The sequence below is a fragment of the Streptomyces sp. NPDC003300 genome (genome assembly GCF_040610915.1).
GTDB lineage: Bacteria > Actinomycetota > Actinomycetes > Streptomycetales > Streptomycetaceae > Actinacidiphila.
The window spans coordinates 1-23507 of the sequence record NZ_JBEXNE010000034.1; the positions used below are offsets into that span (position 1 = coordinate 1).

The 23507-nt window shown below is 72.8% G+C and carries 25 protein-coding genes; 10 read left to right on the forward strand and 15 right to left on the reverse strand.

Annotation, left to right across the window (positions count from 1 at the left end):
- Nucleotides 1–173: 173 nt before the first annotated feature.
- The 4 genes from ABZX65_RS32310 to sigE all read right to left on the reverse strand — a co-directional run bounded on the left by ABZX65_RS32310 (nt 174) and on the right by sigE (nt 3312).
- Complete coding sequence (locus tag ABZX65_RS32310) at nt 174–788, reverse strand: hypothetical protein (protein WP_355348177.1); 615 nt, start codon at nt 786–788, stop codon at nt 174–176.
- Nucleotides 789–935: 147 nt separating this feature from the next.
- Nucleotides 936–1433: a sec-independent translocase gene (locus ABZX65_RS32315; RefSeq protein ID WP_355348180.1), complete on the reverse strand. Its 498-nt coding sequence runs from the start codon at nt 1431–1433 to the stop codon at nt 936–938.
- Between the two features lie 173 nt (nt 1434–1606).
- On the reverse strand, nt 1607–2548 hold the full coding sequence (locus ABZX65_RS32320) for a zf-HC2 domain-containing protein (protein WP_355348183.1): 942 nt from the start codon (nt 2546–2548) through the stop codon (nt 1607–1609).
- Complete coding sequence (gene sigE, locus ABZX65_RS32325; RefSeq protein WP_355348341.1) at nt 2545–3312, reverse strand: RNA polymerase sigma factor SigE; 768 nt, start codon at nt 3310–3312, stop codon at nt 2545–2547. The genes ABZX65_RS32320 and sigE overlap by 4 nt, the downstream gene beginning before the upstream one ends.
- Before the next feature lie 212 nt (nt 3313–3524).
- Between sigE and ABZX65_RS32330 the strand changes: the two genes are divergently transcribed.
- The gene (locus ABZX65_RS32330) at nt 3525–4160 is read left to right on the forward strand and encodes an O-methyltransferase (RefSeq protein WP_355348344.1); all 636 of its coding nucleotides are present in this window, start codon (nt 3525–3527) and stop codon (nt 4158–4160) included.
- Nucleotides 4161–4246: 86 nt separating this feature from the next.
- On the opposite strand, the gene ABZX65_RS32335 is transcribed toward ABZX65_RS32330, so the two are convergent.
- Nucleotides 4247–4414, reverse strand: a complete 168-nt coding sequence (locus ABZX65_RS32335) for a DUF3117 domain-containing protein (RefSeq protein ID WP_069464762.1) — start codon at nt 4412–4414, stop codon at nt 4247–4249.
- Nucleotides 4415–4682: 268 nt separating this feature from the next.
- On the opposite strand from ABZX65_RS32335, the gene ABZX65_RS32340 reads away from it, so the two are divergent.
- Nucleotides 4683–5465: an enoyl-CoA hydratase-related protein gene (locus ABZX65_RS32340; protein ID WP_355348187.1), complete on the forward strand. Its 783-nt coding sequence runs from the start codon at nt 4683–4685 to the stop codon at nt 5463–5465.
- Between the two features lie 97 nt (nt 5466–5562).
- Here the strand turns inward: ABZX65_RS32340 and ABZX65_RS32345 are convergent, their stop codons facing one another.
- On the reverse strand, nt 5563–6144 hold the full coding sequence (locus ABZX65_RS32345) for a DNA-3-methyladenine glycosylase I (protein WP_355348190.1): 582 nt from the start codon (nt 6142–6144) through the stop codon (nt 5563–5565).
- Nucleotides 6137–6499: a DivIVA domain-containing protein gene (locus tag ABZX65_RS32350; protein ID WP_355348193.1), complete on the reverse strand. Its 363-nt coding sequence runs from the start codon at nt 6497–6499 to the stop codon at nt 6137–6139. The genes ABZX65_RS32345 and ABZX65_RS32350 overlap by 8 nt, the downstream gene beginning before the upstream one ends.
- A 128-nt stretch (nt 6500–6627) precedes the next feature.
- Between ABZX65_RS32350 and folP the strand changes: the two genes are divergently transcribed.
- On the forward strand, nt 6628–7440 hold the full coding sequence (gene folP / locus ABZX65_RS32355) for a dihydropteroate synthase (protein WP_355348347.1): 813 nt from the start codon (nt 6628–6630) through the stop codon (nt 7438–7440).
- A 59-nt stretch (nt 7441–7499) separates the two neighbouring features.
- Here folP and ABZX65_RS32360 read toward each other — a convergent pair whose 3' ends face one another.
- The 3 genes from ABZX65_RS32360 to dapE form a co-directional block, all read right to left on the reverse strand.
- Nucleotides 7500–8321 carry a TIGR00730 family Rossman fold protein gene (locus ABZX65_RS32360; protein ID WP_355348196.1) on the reverse strand — a complete coding sequence of 274 codons (822 nt, stop codon included), beginning with the start codon at nt 8319–8321 and terminating at the stop codon, nt 7500–7502.
- A gap of 16 nt (nt 8322–8337) precedes the next feature.
- Nucleotides 8338–9423 carry an alpha/beta fold hydrolase gene (locus tag ABZX65_RS32365; protein ID WP_355348199.1) on the reverse strand — a complete coding sequence of 362 codons (1086 nt, stop codon included), beginning with the start codon at nt 9421–9423 and terminating at the stop codon, nt 8338–8340.
- Nucleotides 9424–9578: 155 nt separating this feature from the next.
- Nucleotides 9579–10646 (reverse strand): succinyl-diaminopimelate desuccinylase, encoded by a 1068-nt coding sequence (dapE, locus tag ABZX65_RS32370; protein WP_355348202.1) that lies wholly within the window; start codon nt 10644–10646, stop codon nt 9579–9581.
- 137 nt (nt 10647–10783) lie between these two features.
- On the opposite strand from dapE, the gene ABZX65_RS32375 reads away from it, so the two are divergent.
- Together ABZX65_RS32375 and ABZX65_RS32380 are read left to right on the forward strand one after the other, a co-directional pair.
- Entirely contained in the window at nt 10784–11728 is a 945-nt protein-coding gene (locus ABZX65_RS32375) for a heavy metal transporter (protein ID WP_355348205.1), read from the forward strand.
- A 285-nt stretch (nt 11729–12013) separates the two neighbouring features.
- Nucleotides 12014–12487 (forward strand): ATP-binding protein, encoded by a 474-nt coding sequence (locus tag ABZX65_RS32380; RefSeq protein WP_355348208.1) that lies wholly within the window; start codon nt 12014–12016, stop codon nt 12485–12487.
- Between the two features lie 212 nt (nt 12488–12699).
- Here ABZX65_RS32380 and dapC read toward each other — a convergent pair whose 3' ends face one another.
- Both dapC and fdxA read right to left on the reverse strand, forming a co-directional pair.
- Complete coding sequence (gene dapC / locus ABZX65_RS32385) at nt 12700–13845, reverse strand: succinyldiaminopimelate transaminase (protein WP_355348211.1); 1146 nt, start codon at nt 13843–13845, stop codon at nt 12700–12702.
- A gap of 84 nt (nt 13846–13929) precedes the next feature.
- The gene (gene fdxA / locus ABZX65_RS32390) at nt 13930–14256 is read right to left on the reverse strand and encodes a ferredoxin (RefSeq protein ID WP_355348214.1); all 327 of its coding nucleotides are present in this window, start codon (nt 14254–14256) and stop codon (nt 13930–13932) included.
- 372 nt (nt 14257–14628) lie between these two features.
- On the opposite strand from fdxA, the gene ABZX65_RS32395 reads away from it, so the two are divergent.
- Nucleotides 14629–15390 (forward strand): GNAT family N-acetyltransferase, encoded by a 762-nt coding sequence (locus ABZX65_RS32395; RefSeq protein WP_355348217.1) that lies wholly within the window; start codon nt 14629–14631, stop codon nt 15388–15390.
- Nucleotides 15387–16211, forward strand: a complete 825-nt coding sequence (locus ABZX65_RS32400) for a transglutaminase-like domain-containing protein (protein ID WP_355348220.1) — start codon at nt 15387–15389, stop codon at nt 16209–16211. The genes ABZX65_RS32395 and ABZX65_RS32400 overlap by 4 nt, the downstream gene beginning before the upstream one ends.
- Before the next feature lie 17 nt (nt 16212–16228).
- Here ABZX65_RS32400 and ABZX65_RS32405 read toward each other — a convergent pair whose 3' ends face one another.
- Both ABZX65_RS32405 and ABZX65_RS32410 read right to left on the reverse strand, forming a co-directional pair.
- Entirely contained in the window at nt 16229–16843 is a 615-nt protein-coding gene (locus tag ABZX65_RS32405) for a response regulator transcription factor (protein WP_355348223.1), read from the reverse strand.
- A 617-nt stretch (nt 16844–17460) separates the two neighbouring features.
- Nucleotides 17461–17901 carry a hypothetical protein gene (locus ABZX65_RS32410; protein ID WP_355348226.1) on the reverse strand — a complete coding sequence of 147 codons (441 nt, stop codon included), beginning with the start codon at nt 17899–17901 and terminating at the stop codon, nt 17461–17463.
- Nucleotides 17902–18152: 251 nt separating this feature from the next.
- Here ABZX65_RS32410 and ABZX65_RS32415 point away from each other — a divergent pair, with 251 nt between their 5' ends.
- From ABZX65_RS32415 to ABZX65_RS32425, 3 genes are read left to right on the forward strand one after another with little or no spacing between them, the layout of a single operon-like run.
- Nucleotides 18153–19106 (forward strand): ABC transporter ATP-binding protein, encoded by a 954-nt coding sequence (locus tag ABZX65_RS32415; RefSeq protein ID WP_355348350.1) that lies wholly within the window; start codon nt 18153–18155, stop codon nt 19104–19106.
- Nucleotides 19103–19843, forward strand: coding sequence for an ABC transporter permease (locus tag ABZX65_RS32420; protein ID WP_355348229.1), 741 nt, complete (start codon nt 19103–19105; stop codon nt 19841–19843). Before ABZX65_RS32415 ends, ABZX65_RS32420 begins: the two co-directional genes overlap by 4 nt.
- Nucleotides 19840–21123: a sensor histidine kinase gene (locus ABZX65_RS32425; RefSeq protein ID WP_355348232.1), complete on the forward strand. Its 1284-nt coding sequence runs from the start codon at nt 19840–19842 to the stop codon at nt 21121–21123. The genes ABZX65_RS32420 and ABZX65_RS32425 overlap by 4 nt, the downstream gene beginning before the upstream one ends.
- A 16-nt stretch (nt 21124–21139) precedes the next feature.
- On the opposite strand, the gene ABZX65_RS32430 is transcribed toward ABZX65_RS32425, so the two are convergent.
- Nucleotides 21140–23473: a hypothetical protein gene (locus tag ABZX65_RS32430; RefSeq protein ID WP_355348235.1), complete on the reverse strand. Its 2334-nt coding sequence runs from the start codon at nt 23471–23473 to the stop codon at nt 21140–21142.
- Nucleotides 23474–23507 lie beyond the last annotated feature (34 nt).

Here is a 23507-nt window from a genome sequence, read left to right on the forward strand (position 1 = left end):
CCGGGGGGGTGTTAGTGTCTCTTCCCCGTTCGGGGGGGCCGGCCCGCCCGGGGGGCTCCCCGCGCCACTGGGGGCGCGCGGCGGGGGGGGGGGGGCGCGGCTGATCGGTGATCAGCCCGCCCCCGCCGTCCGCGGAGCGCCGCAAAGGTGCCTGGAAGCGCCCTGAGGGCGCCTCAGACCTCGTACAGGGTCACGTCCTTGACCACGGCCAGTCCGAGGCCGTACGCGCTCATGCCGCGGCCGTACGCGCCGAGGTGGACACCGCGGGCCGAGCCCGCCATGACCCAGCCGTACTCGGACTCGCGGTAGTGGAACGGCGTCGGGTCGCCGTCGACCGGAAGGGTCAGCGTCGACCAGCCGCTGCCCGCCAGGTCGTCGGCGAGTTCCCACGCGGTGGCGGTCTGCTGGTCGAGCCAGTCCTGGCGCAGGGCCCGGTCCATGGTGGTGGGCCAGGTGCAGGACAGCAGCCCGGACCCGGCGAGCCAGGCCGCGGAGGAGACCGAGGTCGCCTCCAGTACGCCGGTGCCGTCGGAGCTGCGCCGTCCGGGTCGGTTGGCGAGGGTGACGACCGCGGTGAACCGCAGCCCTTCCGCGTCCGCCGGAGCCGCCTTCAGCGAAGGCTCGTCACCATGCCCTATTGAGCCGTGCTCGACCGTGCCGTCCCCGCTCACGCCGACCGTGCCCAGCCAGCGCCGTCCGGTGAACGCCTCGTCCAGCCCGTACCAAGGGAAGTCGGCCATCAAGTAGCCGTCGACCGTCCCACGAGCACTGCCGGTCTTCGTCTCCATGCGGTGTTACGCCTCCTCCGTGCCCATCTGGGCGACTCGCCATCTTGCCCGACCCTGGGTGGGTTCGGGAGCCGAACCGGCTCACGGTGACGGCGAACACACGGACAATAGCCACCTGGAGGGGTGAAAAGGCGTGATCTGGTTGACTCAGGTCGCGTCGGAATCGAACGGCGGAGCCTCGCCGGGCTCCAGGCCGTCCTTCTTGCGGAGCCTGTCGGGGGTGGCCGAGGAGCCGCCGCCGGAGGTCGGTCCCGGCACGCCGGAGGACGAACCGGCCGCGCCGGACGAGCCGTTGGCGGCGGAGGCGGGCTCCACCCCGTTGACCGCGTCGGTGACCTCGGCCATCTCCTTGCGGAAGTCGAAGCCGTTGCGGATGTCCTTGAGGCCCAGCTCGTCCATGTCGCTGTCGCTCATCAGATTCTTCTTGATGAACGTCTTCGGATTGAGGTCCTCGAACTCGAAGTCCTTGAACTCCGGACCCAGCTCCCGCCGGATGTCTTCCTTGGCGCTGTCCGAGAACTCCCTGACCTTCCGGATGAAGTTCATGGTGTCCTGGATGACCTTCGGCAGCTTGTCGGGGCCGAAGACGAGGACGGCAAGGACCACGATCGCGACCAGCTCCAGCGGGCCTATGTCGAAGAACACCTTGCAGCTCCTTGGGACGTCCACAGCCGGGAAGGCAGGGTCCGGCGGACTTTACGGTACCTGTCCACGCGGGCGGTGCGGGAGTGGCTCCGGCTAACAGTACGTCGCCAGGGGGTAAAGGGTCAGCCCCCGAGCCCGCTCCGGTGACCGGCCGGAGACCGGCCGGTGGCCGGTCAGCGCCGTATCGCGGGGGCCTGGGGACCGGGCGACACGGGGGAAGCGGCGGGCGTCACGAGCGGCAGGGCGCCGGGCGCCATCAGCGGCCGGGTCACCGAAACGGGTGTCACCGAGGTGACCGCGGCGGGCGCGCGGAGCATGCGCCGGTCCCCGGCGTCGAGCACGCCGCGCGGGGTGACCCCGCGGGTGTCCGGCACGGAGTTGGCGCTCAGCGGGCTGACCGCGGGGCCGTCGTCGGGGCGGGCGCCGCCGTCGACCGCGGCTTCCATGGGCAGGGCGCTGCCCAGGGCGATGGCCGCCATCGAGAAGGCGCCCGCGGCGGCGAAGGCGAACCGCCTGCCGCGGGAGGCCGCGGTGCCGGAGCCGCTGTGCGCGGGGGCCTCCGGCTGCTCCCGGTCCTCGGGGCGCCCGTCGGCCGCGGCGGCGCGGGTCAGCTCATGGATGCGGAAACCGCGACCGCCGGAACCGCCGGGCACGAGGTCGCGGCCCGGTGTGAGGTACGAGAACTCCTCGCGGCGCCGTGAACCGCCGCCGCCGAACACGCCGGAGCCGAGCAGGCCGCCGTCGAAGGGGCCGCGCCGCTCCTGGTCCCGCCCGCCGGCGGCGCCGGGGCCGTGGCCCTCGTCGTCCCGGTCGCGCCAGTCACGCGTACGGTCGGCGTCCTCGGTCCCGTCGCCGGTCGGTGGTAGGCCGGGAAGGCCCTGGAGCCGGGCCAGCAGCCCGGCGGAGAGCATCGGCTGCTCGGAGGCCGCCACGACGCTCTTGAGACGCCGCTGCTCGCTGGCAGCGGCTTTGCACTGCGGACAGGTCACCAGATGGGCGAGCACCCGGTCCCGGGTGTCGTCGCCGAGCTCGCCGTCGACAAATGCGGCGAGCCGGTCGCCAAGGTGCTGCTCGGCAGGCGCTGCACGTTGTTCGCCTGAACCGCTACTGCTCACGTTCTCCCGCCCTCCTGGCCAGGTTTCTGTGTGGCGGCAGCGAGCGCGGGAGCCGGCCGGGCGCCGGGCGCCCGGTGTTCCAGAGCCTTGCGCAGGTGGGAGCGGCCACGGTGAATCCTGCTCCGCACCGTGCCCAGCTTCACACCCAGCGTCGCGGCGATCTCCTCGTACGACAGTCCCTCGATGTCGCAGAGCACCACGGCGGCGCGGAACTCCGGGGCGAGGGTGTCCAGCGCCTGCTGGACGTCCGCGTCGAAGTGCGTGTCGTTGAAGTGCTGCGCGGGGGACGGCTCGCGGCTGGGCAGCCGCTCGGCCGCGTCGTCCCCGAGGGCGTCGAAGCGGATCCGCTGGCGGCGGCGCACCATGTCCAGGAAGAGATTGGTCGTGATGCGGTGCAGCCAGCCCTCGAACGTGCCGGGCGTGTAGGTGGACAGGGAACGGAAGACCCGCACGAAGACCTCTTGGGTGAGGTCCTCCGCATCGTGCTGGTTGCCGGTCAGGCGGTACGCCAGCCGGTACACCCGGGCACTGTGGGTACTGACGATCTCCTCCCAAGAGGGAGGCGTCCACGCCTGAGCGTCCCCGTCGGTGGCGAACGTCGCGGTCGCGGGAGTGTTTTCGCGTGAACGGTCATCAGCAGTGTTGGTCACGGATTTCGGCTGTCCGGCGGACCGGAGAATACGCCTGAGCGTTCCTCCCTTGTCACCGGCCGCAGCCGCACCTCCCCTGTCGGCTCTGGTGGTGTCCAGTAGAGCCCCTACCATATCCACCTCGCCCGTTAGCTCCGGATAAGTGCGCTGTTGCCATTGACTTCCCAGGACTTCCACTCGGCGGGGAGAGCCGGGGCCTTCTCCCGCCGGTAGCCGTCCTTACGGATAACGCACAGTCCCATCAGCGGGTTCCCGCCCCCAGCGGATACAGTCGCCGGGCGGGCTGCACCTACGACAGGGATCGACCCGGGGACAGGGAGAGGGACATTACCGGCAACCGGCAGGCGAGCTGGGCGTTCGCCGACGCGTTCGTCGCCGAGGACGACGCCCTCATACGCGCCCGCGCCCGGTCCCACGCGGCCGGTCTGCGGCCCGTCTCGCCCGGCACCGGTGCGGCCCTGCGGCTGCTGGCCGCCACGGGGGACGCGAAGTCCGTCGTCGAGATCGGCACCGGCACCGGGGTCTCCGGCATCCACCTGCTGCGCGGCATGCGCCCCGACGGCATCCTGACCACCGTCGACACCGAGCCGGACCGCCTTCAGCTCGCGCGCGAGGCGTACCGCGAGGCCGGTTTCGCCGCCAACCGCTCCCGCGTCATCCCCGGCCTGGCCCTGGACGTGCTCCCCCGGCTCACCGACGGCGGCTACGACCTGGTCTTCTGCGACGCCGACCGGCTGGAGTACCTGGACTACCTCGACGAGGCGCTGCGGCTGCTGCGGATCGGCGGCCTGGTCTGCTTCGAGGGCGCCTTCGCCCGCGGGCGCGCGCTGGACGCCGCCCACCAGGACGCCGAGTCGGTGCGGCTGCGCGAGCTGATGCGCGCGGTCCGGGACAGCCCCCGGCTCTCCCCCGTCCTGCTGCCGACCGACGACGGTCTGCTGTGCGCGGTGCGCCGGAAGTGACGCGGCGGCGCGCGCAGGAAAACGACGGCGGCCCCGTACACGACATTCCGTGTACGGGGCCGCGACGATTTATGGGACCGCTGGTCTCAGGCGATGGCCTTCTTCAACGCGTCGCCGAGGGCATCCGCCTCGTCCGGGGTCAGCTCGACAACAAGCCGCCCGCCGCCCTCAAGCGGAACGCGCATGATGATGCTCCGCCCCTCCTTGGTCACCTCGAGCGGGCCGTCACCCGTCCGCGGCTTCATGGCCGCCATGCTCGTTCCCCTTCCTGAAACCAGCTCGGACTCGAACACATTGGTTCTCGGCCATTATCCCGCATCTATCGACCCGATGACCAACATCGGTCGCACTACGTTCAGCATGGGCCCTCCCCAAAACCGGCCAATTCGGCGAGTGGACAGTGATCGACCGGGTTCCCGAAGGGTATCGGTTCGGTCGGACGTTTGACGTACGTCACATGTCGGGGTGCCGTGAAGTCCGGCATTCTGGCCAGGACCGATGCCGCGACGAAGGGGTTCAGCCATGGCCGACAGCGTTCTGTACGAGGTGAGCGACGGGCTCGCGACCGTCACCTTCAACCGTCCCGAGGCGATGAACGCGCTCGACACGGACACGAAGAACACCCTGCGGGACGCCTTGCGGGAAGCGGCCGACGACACCGCGGTGCGGGCGGTGCTGCTCACCGCGACCGGGCGGGCCTTCTGCGTCGGACAGGACCTCAAGGAGCATCTGGCGACGCTGGCGGCGGGCGGCGGGCTCACGACGGTGGCCGAGCACTACAACCCGATCGTCACCGCGATCGCGACGATGCCCAAGCCGGTGGTGGCGGGGGTGAACGGGGTCGCCGCGGGCGCCGGGGCCGGGTTCGCCTTCGCCGCGGACTACCGGATCGTGGCGGACACCGCCGCCTTCAACACGTCCTTCGCCGGGGTGGCGCTCAGCGCGGACTCGGGTGTGTCGTGGACGCTGCCGCGGCTGGTCGGGCACAGCCGGGCCTCGGATCTCCTGCTCTTCCCGCGCTCGGTGGGGGCCGCGGAGGCGTACGACCTCGGGATCGCCAACCGGGTCGTGCCCGCCGCGGATCTTCCCGCCGAGGCCGTCGCCGTGGCCCGGCGGCTGGCCGAGGGGCCGACCGTCGCCTACGCCGCCATCAAGGCGTCCCTCGCCCACGGGGCCGCCCACTCCCTGCTCTCCACCCTCGCCAAGGAGGACGAGCTCCAGACCCTGGCCGGAGCCGCCGAGGACCACCGCATCGCGGTCAACGCCTTCGTGGCCAAGCAGCCCCCGCGCTACGTGGGCCGCTGACGCGGGACGCCCGTCGCCGCTCCGGCCGGTCCTCGATCGCCGGACGGGCTGAAGGGGGCACGGGTCCGGCGCGACCCCGGGCCCGTCCGGACCGGCCCTAGCGGGCGGAGCAGTCGGCGAGGTGGTCGTTGACCAGGCCGCAGGCCTGCATCAGGGCGTAGGCGGTGGTGGGGCCGACGAAGCGGAAGCCGTGGGATTTGAGCGCCTTGGCGAGAGCCACCGACTCGGGGGTGGTGGCGGGCACGTCGGCGAGGCGGCGCGGCGCCGGGCGGGTCGCGGGGTCGGGCGCGAAGGACCAGATGAGGGCGTCGAGCCCGCCGTCGTAGCTGTCGCGCAGGACCTGCGCGGCCCGCGCGTTGGCGACGGAGGCGGCGATCTTCGCCCGGTTGCGGATGATCCCGGGATCGAGCAGCAGCCGCGCCTCGTCCTGCGCCGTGAAGCCCGCGACCGCGTCGATCTTGAAGCCGTCGAAGGCGGCCCTGAACCCCTCGCGGCGACGGAGGATCGTGATCCAGGACAGCCCGGACTGGAACGCCTCCAGGCAGGTCCGCTCGAACAGGGCGTCGTCCCCGTGCACGGGCCGCCCCCACTCGGTGTCGTGGTAGGCCACGTAATCCGGCGCGGACAGCCCCCAGGGGCACCGCGCGAGTCCGTCGGGCCCGACGATCGCGTCACTCACCGGTGTCGTCCCGCGGCGTCTCGTCCTTGTCCGGGGACGGCGTCACGGGGGCGCCGACCGCGTCGGCCCGCGCCCCGGCCAGCACGGCCTCCAGGTCGGCGATCCTGGCGTCCCGCTCGGCGAGTTCCGCCCCGAGCCGGTCCAGCACCTCGTCGACGTCGAGCATGCGGTAGCCGCGTACGGCGATCGGCAGCCGGACAGCGTCGATGTCGGACCTGATGAGCGGGCGGTCGGCGGGCAGCCGGTCGTCGATCCGGTCGGGTTCGGAGTCCCGCAGGGTGCCGCCGTCACCGAGTACGGCCATCGCGACGGCGGCGACCACCGCGACCAGCGCGATGAGCATGAACCAGAACAACTCGATCTCCCGGGGTCCGGCCTACGTGTCAGGCACGATCGTGCCACGATCGCATGAGTCTGAGATGAGGAGCGGCAGTGGCACTTCGGTTGGGGACCCGCGAATTCGGCGAGCGGGAGCCGGTGATCATGGCGATCGTGAACCGTACGCCGGACTCGTTCTACGACCAGGGCGCCACCTTCACCGACGAACCCGCGCTGGAGCGGGTCGCGGGCGCCGTCGCGGAGGGCGCGGCGATCATCGACATCGGCGGGGTGAAGGCGGGCCCCGGCGAGGAGGTCTCGGCGGCGGAGGAGATCCGCCGCACGGTCGCCTTCGTGGCGGAGGTGCGCCGCCGCCACCCGGATGTGGTGATCAGCGTGGACACCTGGCGGCACGAGGTCGGCGAGGCGGTGTGCGAGGCGGGCGCCGACCTGCTGAACGACGCGTGGGGCGGGGTGGACCCGCGGCTGGCGGAGGTCGCGGCGCGGTACGGCGTGGGGCTGGTGTGCACGCACGCGGGCGGCGCCCAGCCGCGGACCCGGCCGCACCGGGTGGGGTACGAGGACGTGATGGCCGACATCCTGCGGGTGACGGTGGGGCTGGCCGAGCGGGCGGCGGCGCTGGGCGTGCCGCGTGACGGGATTCTGATCGACCCGGGTCACGACTTCGGCAAGAACACCCGGCACTCGCTGGAGGCGACCCGGCGGCTGCCGGAGATGACGGCGACGGGGTGGCCGGTGCTGGTCTCCCTGTCGAACAAGGACTTCGTCGGGGAGACGCTCGACCGGCCGGTCAAGGAGCGGCTGATCGGCACGCTGGCCACCACGGCGGTGTCGGCGTGGCTCGGGGCGCGGGTGTACCGCGTCCACGAGGTCGCCGAGACCCGTCAGGTGCTGGAGATGGTGGCCTCGATCGCGGGCCACCGCCCGCCCGCCGTGGCCCGCAGGGGCCTGGCCTAGGGGCCCGCTGGGCGGGGGCCAGGGGCCCTGCGAGGCGGGGGCCAGAGGCCCCCGAGGCCCTAGGCGCTCTCCTTCGTCACCCGCGCCACGGCCTCGTCCACGTCGTCCGTGACGTGGAACAGCTCCAGGTCGGCCGCGGACGCCTTGCCGCCCGCGACGAGCGTGGAGCGGATCCAGGAGACCAGGCCGCCCCAGTACTCGGTGCCGAAGAGCACGATCGGAAAACGGGTGACCTTCTTGGTCTGGACGAGGGTGAGCGCCTCGAAGAGTTCGTCGAGGGTGCCGAAGCCGCCGGGGAGCACGACGAATCCCCGCGCGTACTTCACAAACATCGTCTTTCGGACAAAGAAGTAGCGGAAGTTCACGCCGATGTCGACATAGGAGTTGAGGCCCTGCTCGAAGGGCAGCTCGATGCCGAGGCCGACCGAGATGCCGCCCGCTTCGAGCGCGCCCTTGTTGGCGGCCTCCATCGCGCCGGGGCCGCCGCCGGTGATGACGGCGAAACCGGCCTCGGTCAGGGCGCGGCCGATCCGTACGCCCGCCGCGTACTCACGGGAGTCCACCGGGGTGCGGGCGGAGCCGAAGACGCTGACGGCGGGGCCGAGTTCGGCCAGGGCGCCGAAGCCCTCGACGAATTCCGACTGGATCCGCATCACACGCCACGGGTCGCCGTGCACCCAGTCCGACTCTCCTCGACTGTCCAGCAACCGCTGATCGGTGGTCCCCGCCTGCACCTGGCCGCGCCGCCGTACGACAGGGCCCGTGTGCCGTTCCGGCCAGCCCTTGCCGGTCAGCACGGTCTCCGCCGCCTCGTTGGCCGCGGCAGCCGCCTCCTGCGCGTCCGGACTCTGCCCGGCCGCTCCCGTGTGTGAGTCAGTCATACGGGAAGCGTACGCATCATGGTGCGGCGGACGGCGCCAATGGGACCGCCCGGGGCGCTTCGAGGCGGGCGCTGACCCAGGTGAAGGCCGCGGGGAACATTCCGCCCCAGGTCTTCCAGTTGTGCCCGCCGCGGTCGATCCGCAGCGTGCTGACCGAGGTGGGCGGCCGGACGGCGGCGGTGATCCAGTCGCCGAATTTCGGCGGGCTCTCCGGGTCCTGCTTGCTGGACTCGATGAGGATGTGCACGTCGGGGCGGGTGTTCTGGGCCAGCCACAGCGGCGAGCGGACACCGCGGGCGGACTCGGCCGGATTGTCCGGGGCCATCGCGGCGGCGGCCACGAACCGGTCGGGGTGCTCGAGCGCCATCCGCACCGCGCAGTAGCCGCCGGTCGATATGCCCATCACGGCCCAGCCGCGCGGCGCCGGGAGCGTACGGAAATTGTGCGCGATCGTCTGCGCCACGTCGTCGGTGAGCCAGGTGCCGACCTTGCTCTTGCCCGGCACGTCGGCGCAGCCGGTGTTGGCCCGGTCCGGGGTGATGGTGGGCAGCACGAGTATCGCGGGCTCGGCGCGGCCGGCGGTGATCTCGCCCTGCATGATCTGGCCGAGCCGCATGCCGCGCAGGAAGCTGTGCGGGGTGCCGGGTATGCCGTGCAGGACCTCTATGACGGGGAAGCGGGTGTGCGCGAACTCCTTCTTCTTGTACTGCGGCGGCGTCCAGACGATGACGTCGCCCTTCGTCCCGGACTTCCAGCCGCGCACGGTGGCCTTCTCGAAGCCTTGGGAGTACGAGGCGAATTTGACCCGGTAGTCGGGCTTGGTGGGGGTGGGCGTGGCGGTGGGGCCCGCGACGGACTTGCCGCCGCTGTTGGCGTTGCCGAGCAGGTCGTCCCAGGACGCGTAGAAGCCGTAGTCGTTGTTGACCGTGACCATCACCACGAAGATCGCGGTGACCTGACAGAGCACGATCATCCCGACGCGGGCGACGACCCGTACCGGCCGCGGGCCCCGTACCCGCGGCCAGAGCAGCACCGCGCCCGCCACCGCGGCCACCGCGACGACGAGGAGCAGTACGGCGAATCCTCTGCTGGTCAGTCCCACGACACGCCTCTTCCCCCAACCGATCCCTACGGCTCCGATCACACCATGCCGCGAGGGAAGACCGATGGGCACCCCTGTTCGGTTGCTCCGCCTTTCGCCGGATCAATCGGACGAGTGAGGCGGGGCGGTCGCCGGGGCCGCGGGATCGGGCCCGGTCAGTCGGTGAGCCAGCCGCGCAGCCGCTCCTCGGCCTCCAGCACGGCGGCGACCGCCACGTGCTCCTCGCGGGCGTGGGCGAGCTTGGGGTCGCCGGGGCCGTAGTTCACCGCGGGCACGCCGAGCGCGGAGAAGCGGGCCACGTCGGTCCAGGCGTCCTTGGGGGCGGGTTCGGTGCCGATGGCGCGCACGAAGGCGGCGGCGGCCGGGTGCGCGAGGCCGGGCAGCGCGCCCGGCGCGCTGTCGGTGAGCACCACGGTGAAGCCGTCGAAGACCTCCTCGGCGTGCGCGAGCGCCTCGGCCTCGCTCCGGTCGGGCGCGAAGCGGAAGTTGACGGTCACCGCGCAGGAGTCGGGGATCACATTGCCCGCGTGGCCGCCCTCGACCCGCACCGCGTTCAGCCCCTCGCGGTACTCCAGGCCGTCGATGACGACCCGGCGGGGCTCGTACGCGGCGAGCCGGTCCAGGATCGGCGCGGCCTTGTGGATGGCGTTGTCCCCGAGCCAGCTCCGCGCCGAGTGCGCCCGGCGGCCGGTGGTCTCGATCCGGATCCGCAGGGTGCCCTGGCAGCCGCCCTCGACCTTGCCGTCGGTCGGCTCCATCAGCACCGCGAAGTCCCCGGCCAGCCACTCGGGGTGCCGCTCGACCAGCCGCTTGAGTCCGTTGAACTCGGCCGCGATCTCCTCGGCGTCGTAGAAGACGTAGGTCAGGTCGCGGTTCGGCGCGGTCAGGGTCGCCGCCAGCCGCAGCTGCACCGCCACGCCCGCCTTCATGTCCGAGGTGCCGCAGCCCCACAGCAGGCCGTTCTCGTCCAGCCGCGACGGCAGGTTGTCCGCGATCGGCACGGTGTCGATGTGGCCCGCGAGCACCACCCGCTCGGCGCGCCCGAGCCGGGTCCGCGCCACCACCGCGTCGCCGTCCCGGTCCACCGTCAGGTGCGGCAGCCCCCGCAGTGCCTCCTCCACCAGATCCGCCAGCGCCTTCTCCTGCTGGCTCACGGACGGCACGTCCACGAGTTGGGCGGTGAGCCGAGCGGCATCCTGGCTGAGGTCGAGTTCGCTGCGCATACGCCGAGCGTAGGGCCTCGGGCCCGGATGCCCCGAAGGCCCCGGCCGCCTGCCCCGTTCACGCGCACGGAGGAGAAAGCCGAAGACGGCGCCGTCGTAGGTCATTCGGGGCCCGCCGCCTTCGGTACGCTCGGCGCGTGCCCAGCTCCCCCCCTCAGAAGCCCCCCAAGCGCAAGCGCCGGGGCCGCAGGATCGCCACAGCGGCCGTGGTGTTGCTGGGGCTCGCCACCTATGGCCTCTACCGCGCCGCGGAGGAGAACAAAGCGCCGGAAAGCGCGGACTGCACAGTGACGGCGGACGGCGACACGCTGGACATGAGCCCGTCGCAGGCGGCGAACGCGACGACGATCGCCGCCGTGGCCACCTCGCGCGGGCTGCCGGAAAGGGCGCTCACCATAGCCCTGGCCACGGCGTTGCAGGAGTCACGGCTGGACAATCTCGATCACGGCGACCGGGATTCGCTCGGACTGTTCCAGCAGCGCCCCTCGCAGGGCTGGGGCACCGCGCAGCAGGTCCAGGACCCGGTGTACTCGACGAACGCCTTCTTCGACGGCCTGGTGAAGATCGAGGGCTATTCGCGGCTGCCGCTGACCGTGGCGGCGCAGCGCGTGCAGAAGAGCGGCTTCCCCCAGGCGTACGCGAAGCACGAGGCGGACGCGACGCTGCTGTCGGCGGCGCTGTACGGCCGCAAGGCGGGCGCGCTGAGCTGTACGACGGGCTCGGACACGCCCTTCAGCGCGGGCGGCAAGCTGGGCAGTACGTCGCAGGTCACGGCCAGGCTGACGCGGGAGTTCGGCAGCCAGGTGAAGCCGGTGGCGGCCGACGAGCCGCGTACGGTCGCGGTGCCCGCCAGGCCCGCGGGCGGCGCGGCGGAGGGCGACGGCACCCGGCGCGGCTGGGAGCTGGCGCAGTGGGCGGTGGCGCACGCGCAGGACCTGAAGGTCGAGCAGGTGACCTTCGGCGGCCGGAAGTGGGCCGCGGCGCAGTCCGGCAAGGGCTGGCAGAAGCAGAAAGCGGGCGGCGCGCAGAGTTCCGCGGCCGTCAAGCCGGACGGATACGTACGGATCACCGTCGCGCAATAGTGCGCGCATTCACTCGGAAGTGCCCGCTCCCGCGGTCAAACGCGGGCTGCGGGAAAACCGCTCGACCGGATGGCAATTCCCTTGCCGCAGCAGGGATGTGACGTTTCATCAAAGTCATATGAGCTGTCCGCTATATCCGATCTGTCGGATTCCTATAATGCGACACATTGCCAACTCTTTACCTCGAACGACCGCAACCTTCGGGCTCCTTGAGCGGTAGTCACGACGTCCGCCCGGCGGACGCAATACGTCCCCTCACGGAGCCAACTCCGTAAAAGGAGCACCATGTCCCTCCCCCTGACCCGCCGCTTCGCCCAGGCCGCCCTGCTGATCGGCGCCGCCGCCGCGCCGCTGATCGGAGCGGGCGCCGCGCAGGCCGCCGCGCTGCCGCCGACGGACCTGGGCGGGCTGAGCAATCTGGACGGCGCCAATGTCGGCAACACGCTGGACAGCGCTTCCCAGCAGGCCACCGGGGTGGCCGGGCAGGCCGGTACCCAGGCGATGAAGACCACGCTCCCGGCCACCGGCCGCATCGTGGGCACCGCGAGCAGGACCGCCGCCCCGGCCGCGCAGAAGGCCGCGGGCGACGCCGCCGACTCCGCGGGCCGGATCGTCGGCCAGACCGCCGAGTCCGCCGGTGGCGTCGCCCCGCACACCGAGACGCTGCCGGTCTCCGCGCTTCCCAACACCGGCCAACTGCCGGCCGGCGCGCTGCCCACCACCGACATGCTGCCGCTCAAGGGCCTCCCCCTGGGCTGATCGCCGAACCGCACGCGCGCGGGGGCCGGGAGCGACCGCTCCCGGCCCCCGCGCGCGTCTGCCGGGCAGGGCTCTCAGCCCAGCGAGGCGCCCTCAGGCCGGCCTGGTCGGGTCAGCCCAGCGGCTCGGCCCAGCGGCTCGGCCCAGCGGGTCAGCCCGGCGGAAGCGGTTCGGCGGAAGCGGTTCAGCGGGAGGGATTCAGCGGGAGCGGTTCAGCGCAGCCGCTCGACGGCCGCCGCCACCCGCTCGTCGACCGCCGTGAAGGCGATCCGGACGAACCGCTCGCCCGTCGGCCCGTAGAACTCGCCGGGCGCCACCAGGATGCCGCGCTTGGCCAGGTCGCCGACGGTGTCCCAGCAGTTCTCCGCGCGGGTCGCCCACAGGTACAAGCTGGCCTCGCTGTGCTCGATCCGGAAACCCGCGCCCTCGAAGGCGGTCCGCAGCGCGGCGCGGCGGCGCGCGTACCGCTCCTTCTGCTCCACCGCGTGCTCGCGGTCGTCGAGCGCGGCGACCATCGCGGCCTGTACGGGCGCGGGCACGATCATGCCGACGTGCTTGCGGACCTCCAGCAGACCGGCGACCACGGACGCGTCACCGGCGAGGAAGGCGCCGCGGTAGCCCGCGAAGTTGGACCGCTTGGACAGCGAGTGGACGGCGATCAGCCCCTCGTGGCTGTCCCCGCACACGTCCGGGTGCAGTACGGAGACCGGCTCCGTACCCTCCCAGCCCAGCTCGATGTAGCACTCGTCGGACACCACGAGCACCCCGTGCTCGCGCGCCCACGCCACGATCCGGCGCAGCTCGGCGGCGGACAGCACCCGGCCCGTGGGGTTGGACGGGCTGTTGAGCCAGAGCAGCTTCAGGCCGTCCGGGTCGAGTTCGGTCACCGGGTCGTCGTACGTGACCGGTTCCGCGCGGGCCACCAGCGCGCCGATCTCGTACGTCGGGTAGGCGAGCCGCGGGTACGCGACCCGGTCGCCCGCCCCGATGCCCAGCAGCGTCGGCAGCCAGCCGACCAGTTCCTTGGAGCCGAGCAGCGGCAGGATGTTCGCCGGGTCGGCGCCGCTCACGCCGTGCCAGCGGCTGAGATATCCGGCGGCGGCCTCGCGCAGCGCGCGCGTGCCGTACGTCAGCGGATAGCCGGGGCTGTCGGCGGCGGCGGCGAGCGCGCGCCGGATCACCTCGGGCACCGGGTCCACCGGGGTCCCCACCGACAGGTCGACCACACCGTCCGGGTGCGCGACGGCCGTCGCCTTGTAGGGCTCCAGGCGGTCCCACGGGAAGACCGGGAGGCGGGCGGAGATGCTCACGTGCTCACTCTCGCTTGTCGATCGATGGTCCGTGATCGAAATGTCCATGACGGACGTACGCCGCGGCCCCGCACAGCGCCGAGCGTGGCTCGGTGCGCCGTACGGGGCCGGGCGGAGACTGCCCGACCGGGATCAGTGGTCCTGGCTCTGCGGGGGCAGCGCTGCGATGAAGGGGTGGTCGCGCTCGATGAGACCGAGCTTGGACGCGCCGCCGGGCGACCCCAGTTCGTCGAAGAACTCCACGTTCGCCTTGTAGTAGTCCTTCCACTCCTCCGGGGTGTCGTCCTCGTAGAAGATCGCCTCGACGGGGCAGACCGGCTCACAGGCGCCGCAGTCGACGCATTCGTCCGGGTGGATGTACAAGGACCTGGAGCCCTCGTAGATACAGTCGACCGGGCACTCTTCGATGCACGCCTTGTCCTTCAGGTCGACACAAGGCTGCGCGATGACGTAGGTCACGCTGTCGTTCCTCCTCGATAGGGCTCATCTCGCGCGGGAGCGCGGCGTCGTCGATGCCCGCACCTAGTATCTCCGTTCCTGAGCACGATCCGAACAGGAGGGGCACGCATGGCAGGGGATTTCTCTTCCGGAGCGCGGCTCGTGATCCGGATTACCCCGTCTGACGTGGGAAAACGCGTATCGGTACGGCAGGTTCTGGAGATCACCGACGGGCATCCTACGTTCACCGATACGGTCGGTGTTCTCGTATCGTGGGATGCGGGAGTGGTGTGCGTCACGCGGAGGTCCGGGGAAACGGTACGCATCGCCGAATCGCTCCTCGTCGCGGGGAAGGTGGTGCCGCCCACCCCGCCGTCACGGAGAATGTCGCGTGTGACGTCCGCGTCCCCCGAGGAGCTTGAGGCGTTCGCCTCGCGCGCCTGGCCCGCCACCGAGACCGCGCCGCTGGGCCGGTGGACACTGCGCTCGGCCGTCGCGGGCGAGCGAGAAGCGGAGCAGGACAAGGGCGGCGGGCGGCGGGAGGGCTTCACCCGCCGCGCCAACTCCGTCCTGGTGGACGGCGATCCCGACCGCCCGCTGGACGCCGCGCTCGACCACGTCGTCGGCTGGTACGGGGCGCGGGGCACGACACCGTATCTCCAGGTGCCCGACACCTCGCCCTACGCGGCCGAGTTGGAGCGCCGCGGGTGGGTACGGGAGGCGGACACGCTGGTCAGGGTCGCGCCGCTGGCGCCGCTCACCCGGCTGCCGGGCGCGGACGCCGTCACGCTGTCCCGGACGCCCGACGCGGCGTGGCTGGCCGCCTACCACCGCACCGGCTCGCTCGCCGACGCGGCGCTGAAGGTGGTCTCCGGCGGGCCCTCGGTGTGGTTCGCGACCGCCCCCGGCGCCATCGGGCGGGCCGTGGTCGACGGGCCGTGGGTGCTGTTCGGCGCGGTCGAGGTGGCGCCTTCGCACCGCCGCAGGGGCCTGGCGACCGCCGTCATGGGCGCGCTCGCCCGGCGCGCCGCCGACGAGGGCGCGAGGAGCGCGTACCTCCAGGTGGAGGCCGACAACGAGGCGGCCCGCGCGCTCTACGACGGGCTCGGCTTCACCGACCACCACGGCTACCACTACCGGCGCCCCTCGGTATGAGCGCGGACGTACGGGAACGGTTCGCGGCGGCGGCGCGCGAGGAGCGCCCCGACCTGGCCGAGCTGTGCCTGCTGATCGGCGCGGAGGCCGACCCGGCGCTGGACGGCGTCGCGATCGACGCGGCCCAGATCGAGCTGGACCGGCTCGCCGGGATGCTCCCGTACGGCCTGACGACGCCGCTGGAGTGGGCGACCGCCCTGCACCGGCTGCTCGGGGCCCGGCTGGGCTTCCACGGCGAGCCCGGCGACTACCAGAAGCTCTCGTCGTCGCTGCTCCAGCAGGTGCTGCGGCGGCGGCGCGGGCTGCCGATCCTGCTGTCGGTGGTCTGGACGGAGGTCGCCCGCCGGGCCGGCGCGCCGGTGTACGGGGTCGCGCTGCCCGGCCACTACGTCGTCGGCTTCGGCGATCCGGCGGGCGCGTACGTCCTGGTCGACCCCTTCGAGGGCGGCCGGGTGCTGTCGGGGCCCGACGCGGAACTCCTGGTCGCGGGCGCGACCGGCGCCCCGCTGGCCCCCGGCATGCTCACGCCCGCCGATCCGCTGGACACCGTGCACCGCGTCCTGAACAACATCCGCGCCTGGGCGTCCGCCCGCCTCGAACAGGCCGCCGTCGAGCTGTGGACGATCGACCTCGCCCTGCTCCTCCCCCGCCACCCGGCCCGCCTGCGCTACGAGCGCGCCCAACTCCTCGTCCGCCTCGGCGACTTCACCGGCGGCGCCGCGGCCCTCGACGAGTACGCCGAACTGATCGGCGGTTTCGACCCGGAGACCGCGGAGAAGATCCGCCGCAAGGCCCGCGCGGCGCGGGCACTGCTGAACTGAGCCCCGGCGGACAGGCCCTAGAGCCAGCCCTTTTCGCGGGCGATACGGACGGCCTCCGCGCGGTTGCGCGCGCCCGTCTTCTGGATCGCGGTCGACAGGTAGTTGCGGACCGTGCCCTCCGACAGCAGCAGGCCGCGCGCGATGTCGGCGTTGACCGAACCATCGGCGGCGGCCCGCAGCACCTCCCGCTCGCGGGCCGTCAGCGGGTCGGCTCCGTCGGCGAGCGCCGCCGCGGCCAGCGTGGGGTCGATGACGCGCTCGCCGCGCAGCACCCGCCGTACGGCGTCGGCCAGTTGGGCCGCCGGAGCATCCTTGACCAGGAACGCCTCCGCGCCCGATTCCATCGCTCTGCGCAGATAGCCGGGGCGGCCGAAGGTCGTGACGATCACGATTTTGACCTCCGGCAGCTCTTCGCGGAGGCGCGCCGCCGCCTCGATGCCGGTCAGGCCCGGCATCTCGATGTCCAGCAGCGCCACGTCCGGGCGGTGCGTCCTGGCCGCCGCCAGCACCTCGTCGCCGCGGGCCACCTGGGCGACGACCTCGAGGTCCTCTTCGAGGCCGAGGAGCGTCGCCAGTGCTTCTCGCACCATCGACTGATCCTCCGCGAGCAGCACCCGGACGCTTCTCCTCATCCCCCCACCCTAGGGCTCCGCCCTACGGTTCCCCGCCCGGTCGCCCGCCCCCCTTCCAGGGCTCGCCCCCCAGACCGCTCCCTCACCAGGCCGGTGGGCCGATTCTTTCTGGGGGCGCGCCCCCGAGACGGTCCTTCCGCCAAGGCGGCTGGCCGATCTTTTGAGGGGCGCGGCCCCGTGCGGTCCTTCTGCCAAGGCGGCTGGCCGATCTTTTCAGGGGCGCGCCCCCGGGCGGTTCTTCCGCCAGGACGGCTGGCCGAATCTTTTCAGGGGCGCGGGGAACTGCGCGGCCCGCCCCCACCGGGCTGTCAGCCCGAAAACAAGAGCATCTGCCCCGCTGGGGCCGGTTCTTCAGCCGCGCCACCGCGCGGGCTGAGCGCGCAGTTCCCCGCGCCCCTTCGGGGCCCGACCCGCCGTGCGAACACCGCGCCACCGTCGTGGCGGGCCGCGCAGTTCCCCGCGCCCCTAAAGACACGTGGCTGGCCCCTCGGCAGAAGAACCGCCCCAGGGCGCGCCCCCTGAAAAGATCGGTCTACCGCCCAGGGCCGCGCCCCGAAAGATCGGCCCGCCGCCCCGCAGAAGAACCGCCCGGGGCGTGGGGGAACCCCGCGGCGGGGTTAGCCGAGGGCTTCGGTGAAGCTGGTGGCGCCCATGGCAGAGGTGACGGTGGCACGGTATTTGGGGCAGGAGCCCAAAGCGGCAGCGTCAAGATCGGCGGCGGTCCGCGGCTTCTGATCGGGGTGCTGCTCGATCCAGTTGGCGAGGTCGATGGCGAAGAACGCCTTGGCGCCCGCAGGGGCGCCGGAGTCCTTGATGCGGGGCCCCTCCTTGGCGAGGAAGGCGCAGAAGGTCGGCCCGTCGACCGGATTGGCACCGCCGGAGCCACCAGTGGCGGAGGCGGAGGCTGAGGCGGACGGAGAGGCGGCAGAAGCAGTGCCGGTGGCCTTGCCCGACCCCGTGGCGGACGGCCTGGAACCCCCCGAGCCCCCGCCGCAGGCGGCCAGCAGGAGCGCTCCGGCCACCGCGACCCCGGCCGCCGGCACCGTACGTCTGATCACACGTCTCGTAGCGGAACGCGTCACGTCGACTCCCCCCAGGAAGGCGCCACGGCGGCGCCCGGTGGCCGGACCGTACCGAGCGCGGAGGCCCGGCGTCCCATTCCCGGCACGGATGGTTACAGCGTGAGGACCCGGCGGTGACAGCCGGACCCGGACGCGGACCGCCGTATGACATCTGTCATGGGGAAGACACGACTCGCGGCACTGCACGGGCGAGGGGCGGGCGGGCGAAGCTTGGTGGCATGAGCGCGATGGGGATGACGACCGCGAACGGGCCGGGGGCCGCCGTCAAGGGCGAGCCCGTGGTCGCCTTCAGCGATGTGAACAAGAGCTTCGGGCCGGTGCGGGCCGTCGCGGAGCTGAGCCTGACGCTGCACCCGGGCGAGACGGTGGCCCTGCTGGGCCCGAACGGCGCGGGGAAGTCGACCGCGCTCGACCTGATGCTGGGGCTGCGGAACGCGGACAGCGGGAGCGTGCGGCTGTTCGGCACGACCCCGGCGCAGGCCATCGCGGCGGGCCGGGTGGGCGCGATGCTCCAGAGCGGCGGCCTGATGGAGGACGTGACCGTACGGGAGCTGGTGAGCCTGGCGTGCGACCTGCACCCGAAGGCGTACCCGGTGGACGAGGTGCTGGCCGGCGCCGACATCGCCGACATCGCCGACCGCAAGGTCAACAAGCTCTCCGGCGGTCAGGAGCAGCGCGTACGGTTCGCGCTCGCGACGGCCGGGGCGAACGACCTGATCGTGCTGGACGAGCCGACGGTCGGCATGGACGTCAGCGCGCGGCAGGCGTTCTGGGCCACGATGCGCGGCCAGGTGGAGCAGGGCAGGACCGTGCTGTTCGCCACCCACTACCTGGAGGAGGCGGACGCCATCGCGGACCGCGTCCTGGTGCTGCACCGGGGGCGGCTGATCGCCGACGGGACGGCCGCGGAGATCAAGGCGCGGGCGGGCGCCCGCCGGATCACCTTCGACCTGGACGGCACGCCGGACGAGCGGGCGCTCGGCGCGCTGCCGCACATCGTCGGCCTCGACATCACCGGCCCGACCGTCCGCATCCGCTCCGACGACGCGGACGCCACGACGCACGCCGTGTACGCGCTCGGCCTGTACCCGCGCAATCTGGAGGTCTCGGGCCTCGGCCTGGAGCAGGCCTTCCTCGCCATCACCGACGCAGCGTCCGCCGAGGAGGCGGAGAACCGATGAAGACCCTGGTCAGACTGGAGATCGTCCGCACCCTGCGGAACCGCAAGTTCATGTTCTTCTCGGTGCTCTACCCGGGCCTGCTCTTCCTGATCATCACGGCGGGCGCCGACAGGACGAAGAAGATCGACGGCCTGAATCTCACGCTGGTCGCGTACTACATGGTCGCGATGGCGGCGTTCGGCGCGATGACGGCGGTGCTGATGGGCAACGCCGAGCGGATCGCGCGGGAGCGCGAGAAGGGCTGGGTGCGGCAGTTGCGGCTGACCGCGCTGCCCGGCCGCGGCTACGTCACCGCGAAGATCGCCTCCGCCGCGACCGTCAGCCTGCCGTCGATCCTGATCGTGCTGATCCTCGGCGCGACCGTGAAGAACGTCCGGCTCGACGCCTGGCAGTGGATCGCGATCCTGGGCGCGACCTGGGCGGGCAGCATGGTCTTCGCGGCGCTCGGCGTCGCCATCGGATACGTGGCCACGGCCGACGTCGCCCGGCCGGTCTCGATGCTCGCCTACTTCGTCCTGGCGATGCTCGGCGGTCTGTGGGTGCCGATCACCACCTTCCCGCACTGGCTCCGGACGACGGCCGACTACCTGCCGGGACGGCCGTACGCGGCGCTCGGCCAGTCCATCGAGTTCGGCAACGCGCCGCACGCCCGTGACATCGCCGTCCTCGCCTTCTACCTGCTGCTCTTCGCGGGTACGGCCGCCTGGCTGTACCGCAAGGACACGCAGAAGGCGTGACGCGGATGGCGAAGGAGGAGCAGGCGCGGCGGACACGGGCACAGGCACGGGCGGAGGAGCAGGCGCGGGCGCGGGACCGGCCCTGGCCGCCGTGGCGGCAGGCGGTGGAGGACGCGGACACCACCGCCGTGGGCCGCGCCCCCGAGACGCGCGGCCAGGCGTTGGTCAAGCTGATGTGGATCGGCATCTGGCTGCTCTACCTCGGCTCCCCCGTCAGCGACCTGGCCGACGGCCACCACGGCGCCCTGGTCACCGTCGTCGCCGGCTGCGGCCTGCTCGTCTTCGTCGTCTCCTACCTCGCCGTCGTCTTCCTGCGCACCAACACCGCGTACATGCAGGAGCGTTGGGTGTACGGGGTGCTCGCCGCCCAGCTCGCGCTCGCCTTCACGCTGTCCGCGACGCTCGGCAAGGACTGGCTGGTGATGTTCGTCTACGTGGCCGTCGCCTGCGGGGCGTCGCTGCCGGGCACGCAGTCCCGGTGGGCGATTCCCGCGGTCACGGCGGCACTCGCCGGGGTCGGCGCCTGGGTCGACAGCAGCGGCGACCTCTACCCGGCACTGGTCATCCCGGCCCTGCTCGGCGGCTTCGCGATGGTGGGCGTGCGGCAACTCGTCCGGACCATGCGGGAGTTGCGCGAGGCGCGGGAGACGGTGGCGCATCTGGCCGCCACCGAGGAGCGGTTGCGGCTCGCCCGTGACCTGCACGACCTGCTCGGGCACTCGCTGTCCCTGATCACGCTCAAGAGCGAACTGGCCGGGCGGATGCTGCCGGACCGGCCGCAGGACGCGGCGCGGCAGGTCGCCGACATCGAGAAGGTCAGCAGGCAGGCGCTGGTCGACGTACGGGAGGCGGTCAGCGGCTACCGCCGCCCGACGCTGGCCACCGAACTGGCCTCCGCGCGCTCCGCGTTGGCCTCCGCCGGGATCGCCGCGCGCGTCCACCAGCCGGACCGGCTGCCCGGTCTCGCCCCGGACGGCGAGGGCGCCCTGGCCTGGGCGCTGCGCGAGGCGGTGACCAATGTCGTCCGCCACAGCGGCGCCCTCACCTGCGTGATCGCCCTGGGCACCAGTGCGGACGGCGCCGCCGCCACCCTCACCGTCTCCGACGACGGCCGCGGCCCCGCTCCCCACCACACCCCGGGCAACGGCCTCAACGGCCTGACCGAGCGCCTCATCCTGGCCGGCGGCACCCTGCGCACAGCGCCCTCGGGCGACGGCGGCTTCCGCCTGACGGCGACGGTGCCGGTCGGCGCCGACGAGACGAGTCCGACCGGCGTCTGAGAACCCTGGGGCCGTCTCAGCCCGCCACGTTCGGCAGGGTCACATCGCGCTTGGCGCCCGTCGCGTCCAGCGCGGGCAGCAGGGCGTCCGCGACGTCCTGCGGGGTGACGGCCCTGGTGGAGCCGTCCTTCGCCTTGAGCTTGACGGGGTCGAACGTGCCGCCGTAGAGCCCCTTGAGGACCGCGAGGTCGATGTGCGGCTGAAGCTTGCCGTCCGCGTCCGGCACCATCGTCAGGAACTTCGGAATCGACTTCATCGGCCCGAACTTGATGGACTTCAGGCCCGCCCGGACGACGACGAAGTCGGACATGGCCCGCTTGCCGAACCCGTTGACGGCGGCGTCCAGTTCGGCCTGGGTGACCTTCGGCGGGGTGGTCGTGACCGGCAGCGCGATGGCCGGGTTGGAGCCGGTCTCGGCGCGCGTACGGTACGCGGCGGCGACCTTGGCCGCGGCGGCGTTCACGTCGAAGGACTGGCCGGACGTGCCCGCCACCGGGACGGCCTTGCCGTCGGCGAAGCGGACCATGCCGTCGGAGCCCGAACCGCTCTGGCCCGCCAGTGACTTGAGCGCGACCCGCAGTTTGTCCTCGTCGACGACTATGACCGGGTCGGCGACGCGGCTGCCGCCGAAGAGCGAGCCGACGACGGAGACCGGGTTGTAGTCGGAGTGCGCGACCCCTCGGACCGTCGCGTCGGTGTCGACCGACAGGCCCGCCACCGACGGCTTGAGGCTCAACTTGCGGTCACCGATGGTCAGTTCGAGCGGCGCGGTCTTGCGGTCACCGAGCGCGGTGTCCAGCATCTTGACCGCGTCGCCCTTGTTCTGGTTGCCGATGTCGACGCCCACCACGGTGGTGCCCTTCGGCACGTCGCCGTGGGTCATCAGCAGTCCGGCGCCGTACGCGAGCACCGCGATGGTGCACACCCCGACGCCCAGCAGGGCCACCTTGGAGCGGCCCTTCTTCTTCGCGGGCGGACGCGGCGCGGCGGGCGCGGGCTGCGCCGCGCGCGGCTCGGCGACGACGGGGGCGGGCACGGGACCGGCGCCGGGGCCGCCCGGCACGGGCGCGGCGGGACCCGGCGCACGCGGCGTGCGCGCTCCCGGACCTCCCGGCTGCACGGCCGGAATACCGCTGACCAACGTGTCGTCCGACAGCCGTCCGCCCGGGGCGTCCGGCACGACGGGCGGCCGGAAGCCGCCGCTGGTGTCCTCGGGACCGAGCCCGTCGCCGGGAGGCGTCGGGGCGCGGAAGCCGCCGCTGGTGTCCTCGGGGCCGGGTCCGTCGCCGGGCGTCGGCGGGCGGAAGGCGGAGGGGGCGGACCGGCCGCGCTGGTCGGCGGCGGGCGGCACCTGCATGTGGCCGGTCACCGGGCCGGAGGTCGGCCCCGCGGGCGGCTGGTACTCAGGGAAGGGGCTGTTGGGCCCATCGGCGGGCGGCGCGTAGGGGGCCGCGGCGGCCTGGGCGCCGTACGGGGTGCTCAGCGGATCGGGACCCCGACCCTGGCTCTGCCCCTGACCCTGGCCCTGGTCCTGGCCCTGGCCCTGGTCCTCGGGACGGCCGTACGGGTCGGGTCCGGGGAAGGTGCCCGCGGGCCGCGGCACTCCGGGCGGGAACGCGTCGATGCCGTACGGCGGCTCCGGCTGCGGCTCCGTACCGAATTCCGGGCCGAACTCCCCGGCGAAGAGCGACGGGACACCGGCGGCCGGGGTGTCGTGCGGGCCGCGCGCGGAAGGGTCGCCGCCCTGTGGGGTGCCGACCGGCGGCGGGAGGTACGGCGTGGACGCCGTACCGGGCGCGGCGGCCGACGACGGGTACGGGCTCGAACCGGTACGGGAGTCGGCGCCCGCGCCGGAGCCCGTACCGGCACCGGCAGCAGGACCGGCGCCCGTGCCGGAACCCGCGCCGGGGGCGGGAGCGGAGCCAGGACCCGGCTGCCCGGCCTGGGACTTGCGCGGCGCGAACCAGTCGCTGGTCTTCTCCGGCTGCGGCTCCGGCTCGCCCGACGCCTCGGCGGCGGCCGGTTCCGCGGCGGGCGCGGGCTCGGGAGCGGGCGGCTCGGGCGCCGGGTTGTTCTCGTCGACCGGCTTGCGGACCACGACCGGCGGGATCGGGCGCGAACCGGGGATGTTGATCCGGATGCGCGTCGTCAGCGTCGTCTCGGTCTTCGGCTCGTCGGCCGGCGGCGGTTCGGGCGCGGCGGCCGGCTCGGGCGTACCGCCCGGTCGCGGACGCTCCTGCGGGTGCAGCGAAGGAAACGGGCGCGAGCCGTACGGCGGAGTGCCCGAGGGGTACGCGGCACCGCCGCGGCCCTGCGGCCCGGACGACGAACTGTCAGTTTCACGACTCAAAGCAGGCTCTCCCGGTTAGCTTCGCCACCCGTCA

Coding starts and splice junctions, on each gene's coding strand:
- ABZX65_RS32310 (WP_355348177.1), bottom strand. CDS start 788: ATGGAGACGAAGACCGGCAGTGCTCGTGGGACGGTCGACGGCTACTTG.
- sigE (WP_355348341.1), bottom strand. CDS start 3,312: ATGGTAGGGGCTCTACTGGACACCACCAGAGCCGACAGGGGAGGTGCG.
- ABZX65_RS32335 (WP_069464762.1), bottom strand. CDS start 4,414: ATGGCGGCCATGAAGCCGCGGACGGGTGACGGCCCGCTCGAGGTGACC.
- ABZX65_RS32340 (WP_355348187.1), top strand. CDS start 4,683: ATGGCCGACAGCGTTCTGTACGAGGTGAGCGACGGGCTCGCGACCGTC.
- folP (WP_355348347.1), top strand. CDS start 6,628: ATGGCGATCGTGAACCGTACGCCGGACTCGTTCTACGACCAGGGCGCC.
- ABZX65_RS32360 (WP_355348196.1), bottom strand. CDS start 8,321: ATGACTGACTCACACACGGGAGCGGCCGGGCAGAGTCCGGACGCGCAG.
- dapE (WP_355348202.1), bottom strand. CDS start 10,646: ATGCGCAGCGAACTCGACCTCAGCCAGGATGCCGCTCGGCTCACCGCC.
- ABZX65_RS32380 (WP_355348208.1), top strand. CDS start 12,014: ATGTCCCTCCCCCTGACCCGCCGCTTCGCCCAGGCCGCCCTGCTGATC.
- dapC (WP_355348211.1), bottom strand. CDS start 13,845: ATGGACATTTCGATCACGGACCATCGATCGACAAGCGAGAGTGAGCAC.
- ABZX65_RS32400 (WP_355348220.1), top strand. CDS start 15,387: ATGAGCGCGGACGTACGGGAACGGTTCGCGGCGGCGGCGCGCGAGGAG.
- ABZX65_RS32405 (WP_355348223.1), bottom strand. CDS start 16,843: ATGAGGAGAAGCGTCCGGGTGCTGCTCGCGGAGGATCAGTCGATGGTG.
- ABZX65_RS32415 (WP_355348350.1), top strand. CDS start 18,153: ATGGGGATGACGACCGCGAACGGGCCGGGGGCCGCCGTCAAGGGCGAG.
- ABZX65_RS32420 (WP_355348229.1), top strand. CDS start 19,103: ATGAAGACCCTGGTCAGACTGGAGATCGTCCGCACCCTGCGGAACCGC.